The organism is Raineya orbicola (assembly GCF_002843425.1).
In the GTDB taxonomy this organism is placed as follows: domain Bacteria; phylum Bacteroidota; class Bacteroidia; order Cytophagales; family Thermonemataceae; genus Raineya; species Raineya orbicola.
The window spans coordinates 1-7,106 of sequence record NZ_NKXO01000067.1 but is presented as its reverse complement, the minus strand read 5'-3'; the positions used below and the strand labels follow the sequence as shown (position 1 = coordinate 7,106).

Below are 7,106 nucleotides of genomic sequence, written 5' to 3'. Positions count from 1 at the left end.
GTAAATGTGGTATTATATACCTTTTTATATTATCTTTGCTTAAGATTTCCATGAAAAGTAATATTTTAGTTTCAGCACCTAAATATACAACTTTCATTGGAAATCTTTTTCAATCCTAAACAACTTCTTAGTCTAAATTTATCAAAATAAAATTTTGTCAATAGCTTTTTTTATTTTGAAAAAATTCCGTATGTTTGCAGAATAATTTTCTGAACGCAAAGTTTAAATAAATTTATGAAAAAATATCTACTCTTACTCTTTTGGGGAATAAGTTGGGGGAGCATTTCTGCTCAAAATTTCAAAGATGAAGAGCTTATCAAATTCTATCATCTCTACCAATACGAATTAAGCAACCCTTTTGATTTACCTACCCTAATGCCTCGTTGTGTGGCAAAAAGCAAAATTTCTGAACAAAGAATGACAGAGATTATGCAAGCTCAAGCAATGGGAAAAAACCCCAAACTTACTGAAAGCGAAAAGCAAGAAATGGAAAAAATTCAGAAATGCTTGCAAATTGAAAAAGATAAATATGATGCCGAATTTGTGAAAAAAATAAAAGAGAAAGGATTATCTCAGAAACGCTACGAAGAAATAAAAAACAAATTTGTGCAAGACAGAACCCTACAACAGAAAACCTATCAATTAGTTCAAAAATAATTAACTGCCTAAAATAAATGCTTATGAGAAAATTTTTTACACTTCTGCTTGGCTGGTGGGTGGCTTGTTCAGTAATAGCACAGCCCTTGCCCAATAGGTATAAAAGTGAAATTTTTACCAATGCACAGCTGGTTACCACCAACAACGTGGTATTTAGCACTAATATACCTCACGTAACTACTACAAACTTGTTTGGAATACAGTTTGCTAATGAGGAGCGTTATGGGAATGTTACTTCTCCCGCAGGGCAAATTGTAACTTTAAGAATGGATATTTACCAACCTAACCCTGTGATTGATACACTCACAAAAAGACCTGTCATTATCTTCTGTTTTGGGGGAGGTTTTGTTACAGGTTCGCGTACCGAAACAAGTATGATACAACTCTGCCAAGCCTTTGCTCGGCGAGGCTTTGTAACTGCCACCATAGATTATCGTTTAGGAATGAATATAACCGACGAGCAACTTTCCAAACGTGCGGTTTATAGAGGCGTACAAGATGGACGTTCAGCAGTCAGATTTTTCAGAAACAATGCCTCCACTTATCGTGTAGATCCCAATCAAATATTCATTGCAGGCCATAGTGCAGGAGCATTTATTGCACTGCATAATATTTATATGGATAAAGAAAGTGAAAGACCTGCTTCTACTTTTACATATATGACAACTCGTCCTGATTTGGGAACTCTTGATGCCATAGGAGATAACAAATTAGATATCAATGGAAACCCTATAAGTGGTAAAGCCAATGCGGCAATGGGTTTTGCAGGAGCTTTGGGTAGACAAGATCCTCCTTTCAGCCAAACCGTTCCTGGCTTTATGGAAGGACCTAACGATGCCCCTGGTGTTTATTTCCATAGCTCTGATGATGATGTTATACCCTACAACAACGGTGAGCCCTTTTCTAATTTCAACTGGTTTCCCGGTTTTAACCTGCCTATTGTTCACGGAAGTAATGATTTAAGAGCAAGAGCCATTGTCCTTAATGCCCCTTATCGTTTTTGGGGCTATACCAACAGAGGACACGGCGTACATTTTGATGGTTCAAATTTATACTCCGACATTGCACCACGTGGTAGCGACTTCTTCTATGATTTTCGTCTCAAACCCGTTGATGTAACTTTGAGCGGTCCTAGTGTAGTTTGCAGCAACGAACTTACCCAAACTTATACTTTAAGCACCAATGCCAACTTTTATTACGATTGGCAAGTAGTAGGAGGAACTATCAACACCACTAATTATCAATACAAACATTCTATTAGCATTACTTGGAGTCCTTCGGCTACTGTGCGTTCTGTAACCTGCACGCCTTATAGTCGTTGGCTTGCTCGTGCTTTGACCTCAGTTTCCAAAACTATCACCATCAACCAAATTCCTAACATAGGCACTCCTATCGGCAATCAACTCTATCAAATTTCTGATGGCAGTCCGACTATCAATCTAACAGGAGCTTTCACCGACCCCGAAGGCGGTTCTATGAGTTACACAGCTACTGCTTCCCCCACAGGAATTGTAAATCCAAGTGTTTCAGGCAGTACTCTTACGCTTACTATTATAGGAGCAGGTGTTACTACAATCACCGTGGAAGCCACTGATAACGCAGGTTGCAAACGCTCTCAATCCTTTACCGTAACAGTCAATCGCCCGCCTGTGGTAGTCAGCCCTGTGGCTAACCAAACTATTCGCTACGCAGACCCGCCTTTTGTTATCAATGATATTTCAAGCATTTTCAGCGACCCCGACGGAGATAACCTGACTTACAGCATCAGTGCCTCTCCCACAGGAGTTGTCAATATCACTCAATCGGGTAACCAAGTAACTTTCACCGCCCAAGATATTAACACTACCACTATCACCATTACCGCCAATGACGGCAGAGGCGGCACCGTAAGCAATAGCTTTACTATCACCGTACAAAAAGGTACTCAAACGCTTACTTTTGCCCCTATCAGTACGAAATTTGTAGATGAAAGCCCCGTAACGCTCAATGCAGTTTCTAATAGAGGTCTGCCTGTTACTTTTTCGGTTATTTCAGGAGTAGCTTCAATTTCAGGTAATACGGTTGTTTTCAATCAGGCAGGCACTATCACGGTACGAGCCTCACAAGCAGGAAACTACTATTTTGAGCCTGCACCCAATGTGGAGCAAACTTTCCAAGTTATCAAACGTAATCAGGTTATCAATTTTGAACCTGTTGCAGATAAAATCATTACTGAAAGCGGCTTTGAACTGAACGTTTCGGCAAGCAGTGGCTTACCTGTAACTTTGGAAGTAGTAAGTGGAAATGTTACACTCAACGGCAAAAAGGTGATTTTCGGAGGCATAGGTTTTGTAACTATACGAGCCTTGCAGGCAGGCAACAATGTTTATCACCCCGCCGAACCTGTTGAACGAACCTTTTATGTAGCTCCTGAAAATCTACAACTTACCCTTATGCCCAATCCTTTCAGTGGTAATGGTTTCAATGCTATTTTACAAGGCAAATATCTGGGAAGTGTGCAAATTATTGTGTTTGATAATGTAGGTAAAATAATTAGCAATGTTACTTTTGAAAAACGCACTTATTTTGTTGATAATTTTGTGCAAGTACCTCAAATTGCCCCTGATACCTACTATTGCAAAGTAATTACACTGGAAAAAACTTTCATAGAAAAGGTCGTAAAACAATAAGAGGAACAGGAAACAAGAAACAGGAAACAAGAAGCAGGAAATAGGATTTTATACAATTGATACAAACACAAAAGGAGAGATAAAATCTTGAAATCCCAACTTTGAGCATTTTGAAAATAAGTATATGAATAGATTTAGATTGAAGGCTTCAACTTTAAGGAGTGAAGCCTTCTTTACTATTCAGCCCTTTGTCTAATTACCTCGTAAAGCACTATGCCTGCTGAAACTGATACGTTCAGCGAATCTACTTTCCCCTGCATAGGGATTTTTGCTAATTTGTCGCATTGTTTCAAAATAGGCGTTGCAATTCCTGTATCCTCTGCCCCCATTACCAAAGCCGTAGGAATGGAAAAGTCTATTTCATAAATGTTTTGAGTTGCTTTTTCGGTACAGGCAACCACTTGCAAGCCCGCCTCTTGCAAGTATTTTACAGCCTGCAACAAACTTTTCACTCTTGCCACAGGCAAATGATGTAAAGCCCCCGCCGAAGTTTTAATGGCATCGCTATTGATTTGAGCAGAATTTTTTTCAGGCACAATGAGACAATGCACCCCTAACCCTTCGGCACTGCGAGCTATTGCTCCCAAATTACGAACATCAGTAATGCTATCCAAAAGCAAAAAAAGCGGAGTTTCCCCTTTTTCAAAGGTACTTTGCAAGATATTTTCAAAACTTACGTAATCTATCTGCGAAAGAAACGCAATAGCTCCCTGATGATTTTTCGCAGTGATTTTATTGAGTTTGAAAATGGGTACTCTTTGCGTTGGAATTTGATGTATTTTAGCAAGTTCCAAAAGTTCCCCCATTAGTACAGATTTGCCTAAATCTTGCTGAATCAGTAATTTATCAATTTCTTTTCCTGCCCGTAAGGCTTCTATAATTGCCCGAATACCAAAAATAAAATCTTTGGGAGAATTGTTTTTTTGCATTATGAAATCTGATTAAAGTCCCCTACACTCACGTTCAGCGGTTGAGCTACCCATTTTACCGAATTACCTATCATTGAATTGTGCAAGTTCAAGTTTTCCAGATGGCTATTTTCCTGAATAATGCAATTTCTCACCACAGAATTTTGAATATGCGTTCCCCTGCCCACAGAAACATAAGGACCTACAACGCTGTTACTGATTTTTACATCGGCATCAATAAAGCAAGGTTCAATGATAACACTATTTTCAATTTGAGCAGATTTAGCTCGCAAAGGGGCTTTTCTTTCTTCCAAAAAGCTCAAATACCGCTGATTGGTATAAACCGTAACATCTTTATTGCCGCAATCCAGCCACTCCAACACTTGCCCTGTACTGAATTTTGTTCCCTCATTTTTCATATTTTCAAGGGCATTGGTGAGTTGATATTCGCCCTTATCCTTGATATTGTTATCCAAAAGATATTGCAAATGCTTTTTCAAGTATGCTCCATCTTTGAAATAATAAATGCCAATGATAGCCAAGTCCGAAACAAAAGTCTGCGGTTTTTCTACAAACTCAATGATTTCGCCCTGTTCATTAAGTTTCACTACACCGAACTGGCGAGGGTCATCAATTTTTTGCACCCAAATAATACCATCTTTGGTGGTATCAAGCTGAAAATCTGCTTTGAAAAGTGTATCGGCGAAAGCTACTACTACATTGCCTTGCAAACTATCACCTGCACATAAAATAGCGTGAGCAGTGCCGAGAGGCTCTTCTTGATAGTAAATTTTTCCCTTTGAGCCTAAACTTTCAGCTACTTGTAAGAGGTTTTTTTCGGTTTTTTCGCCAAAACTGGGGTGAATGACAAAGGCTATTTCTTCTACTTTTTGCCCACAAATACGAACAATATCTTCCACCAAACGCATTACGATAGGTCTGCCTGCAATAGGAAGTAAAGGTTTCGGAGTAGTAAGTGTATGAGGACGCATACGCTTACCCAAACCCGCCATTGGCACAATGATTTTCATACGCTGAATCTTTGATTTTTTTGTTTTGGGTTTGCAATTTCTGAAAAATTGGGCAAACGCGAAAAGAAAAAAGCAAAAAGTATTTGTGGGCATCAGAAATTTTTCCTAATATTGCAGTCCCAAAAGTAAAGGAGGTGTCAAGCAATGATTGTAATACAAGTAAAAGAAAACGAAAACATAGATAAGGCTCTCAAACGTTTCAAAAAGAAATTTGAAAAAACAGGCATCTTACGTGAGTTGCGTAATCGTGCATTCTTTGAAAAGAAGTCGGTTGCTCGTCGTAGAACTGTATTGCGTGCCGCCTATCGCGAAAGATTAAAACAAACAGAAGAATAATTCAAAGCCCTGCGAAAGCAGGGTTTTTTGATACAATTTATTTTCTATTTCAGCGTTAAGCCCTTAAAAGCTCTTGCCAGCTCTGCATTGAATTGTATGCCTACACTCACTCAATCCGCCCAACAGACACACAAGTACCCTATTACCGCTTGGATTTTGCTCATAGCTCTTTCTGCCATTTGGGGAACTTCTTTTCTACTCATCAAAAAAGGTTTGGAAGTCTTTTCTCCAATGCAAGTAGCCAGTTTACGGATAGCTTCCGCCTTTTTAGTGGTTTGCGTACCATTTTGTTGGCATTTTAAGCAAGTAGCTTTTCGGAAATGGGGTTTTTTACTACTTTCAGGCTTGCTCGGAAACCTAATTCCCGCTTTCCTTTTTGCAATTGCTCAAACGCAAATCAGTAGTTCGGTAGCCAGTATTCTCAATTCGCTTACGCCTTTTTTTACGTTTTTGGTAGGGATTACTTTTTTCCGTAAAAAAGCCATTTGGCAAAAAGCTATTGGTATTTTTTTGGGAATAATAGGCACGGTGCTTATTTTTTACCAAAAAGGCAACTTGCAATTCAACGCTTATGCACTACTAATTGTGTGTGCAACCTTGGGCTACGGCTTTAATGTAAATCTAACAGGCAAATTTCTAGCCGATGTCAAACCTATCCACATCACAACTATTTCTATTTTTATGGTTGGACTTGTGGCAAATATTATCTTGTTTGGCTTTACAGACTTTCTACCTACGCTTCAAAACCACAGCAAAGGCTACGAAGCACTCACGTATGTTATGATTTTGGGCGTTGTGGGTTCTGGAATAAGTTCTATTTTGTTTTACAAACTTCTGCAAATTTCCTCCCCTCTTTTCGCAAGTTCTGTAACTTATGTCATACCGCTTATTGGGGTGAGTTTAGGGGTTATGAGTGGAGAAAGTATTACTTTGTTTCATCTTGCGGGTATGAGCCTTATCATTGTAGGCGTTTTGGTAATGAATAGGTTTCGTTAGCCTTCTCTTAAATTTTCAATGCTTAAAGTAAATTGAAAAATTTACTTGGTTACAAAATTATTCAAGGTTTTTAGAAATTTTTTCTCCACTTTTCTTCAATATGACCGCCAAGTTATGAATTAGTGGATATTGACGGCGTTTAATTTAACAAAATTAAGAAAGATTTCATCATTAAGAAAATCCTTATTGTTTTTTTGTGAGGTATAAAAAAAATACTTATAGCACATTTCAGCTTTCTGAATGGCTTTGAGGTCTGTAATAGAAAGATTAGGATTGTTGAAAAGGATTTTGTACTTTTCCAAGAGGATTTGAGCGGCTATCAAAGCAGTAAAGGCGATATTGACGGCATTAGTGAGTTGATTTTGTTTGTAGTTTTTAAAAGTAACGTGAGTTAAGCGGCAATATCTTGAAAAAGTTCAAAATTTGTAAGTAGATTTTTTTCTTGAAAATCTCTAATAGTGGGCTTTTTATCTAGGAATTTGTAGGCAATAATTCCAGACCACAAATTG

At 38.3% G+C, this 7,106-nt stretch carries 7 protein-coding genes; 4 read left to right on the top strand and 3 right to left on the bottom strand.

Going from position 1 to position 7,106, the window contains the following annotated elements:
• Positions 1-234: 234 nt before the first annotated feature.
• A complete protein-coding gene (locus tag Rain11_RS13335) occupies positions 235-657 on the top strand; it encodes a hypothetical protein (protein WP_101359867.1) in 423 nt (140 codons plus the stop codon).
• A 23-nt stretch (positions 658-680) separates the two neighbouring features.
• The gene (locus Rain11_RS13330) at positions 681-3,326 is read left to right on the top strand and encodes a carboxylesterase family protein (RefSeq protein ID WP_165778149.1); all 2,646 of its coding nucleotides are present in this window, start codon (positions 681-683) and stop codon (positions 3,324-3,326) included.
• A 176-nt stretch (positions 3,327-3,502) separates the two neighbouring features.
• Here the strand turns inward: Rain11_RS13330 and rlmB are convergent, their stop codons facing one another.
• Positions 3,503-4,255: a 23S rRNA (guanosine(2251)-2'-O)-methyltransferase RlmB gene (gene rlmB, locus Rain11_RS13325; protein WP_101359865.1), complete on the bottom strand. Its 753-nt coding sequence runs from the start codon at positions 4,253-4,255 to the stop codon at positions 3,503-3,505.
• Positions 4,255-5,265, bottom strand: coding sequence for a sugar phosphate nucleotidyltransferase (locus tag Rain11_RS13320; protein WP_101359868.1), 1,011 nt, complete (start codon positions 5,263-5,265; stop codon positions 4,255-4,257). Before Rain11_RS13320 ends, rlmB begins: the two co-directional genes overlap by 1 nt.
• A gap of 144 nt (positions 5,266-5,409) precedes the next feature.
• Between Rain11_RS13320 and rpsU the strand changes: the two genes are divergently transcribed.
• Together rpsU and Rain11_RS13310 are read left to right on the top strand one after the other, a co-directional pair.
• On the top strand, positions 5,410-5,601 hold the full coding sequence (gene rpsU / locus Rain11_RS13315; RefSeq protein ID WP_101359864.1) for a 30S ribosomal protein S21: 192 nt from the start codon (positions 5,410-5,412) through the stop codon (positions 5,599-5,601).
• Positions 5,602-5,628: 27 nt separating this feature from the next.
• On the top strand, positions 5,629-6,597 hold the full coding sequence (locus Rain11_RS13310) for a DMT family transporter (RefSeq protein ID WP_101359863.1): 969 nt from the start codon (positions 5,629-5,631) through the stop codon (positions 6,595-6,597).
• 119 nt (positions 6,598-6,716) lie between these two features.
• Here Rain11_RS13310 and Rain11_RS13305 read toward each other — a convergent pair whose 3' ends face one another.
• Positions 6,717-6,920 (bottom strand): hypothetical protein, encoded by a 204-nt coding sequence (locus tag Rain11_RS13305; RefSeq protein ID WP_101359862.1) that lies wholly within the window; start codon positions 6,918-6,920, stop codon positions 6,717-6,719.
• Positions 6,921-7,106 lie beyond the last annotated feature (186 nt).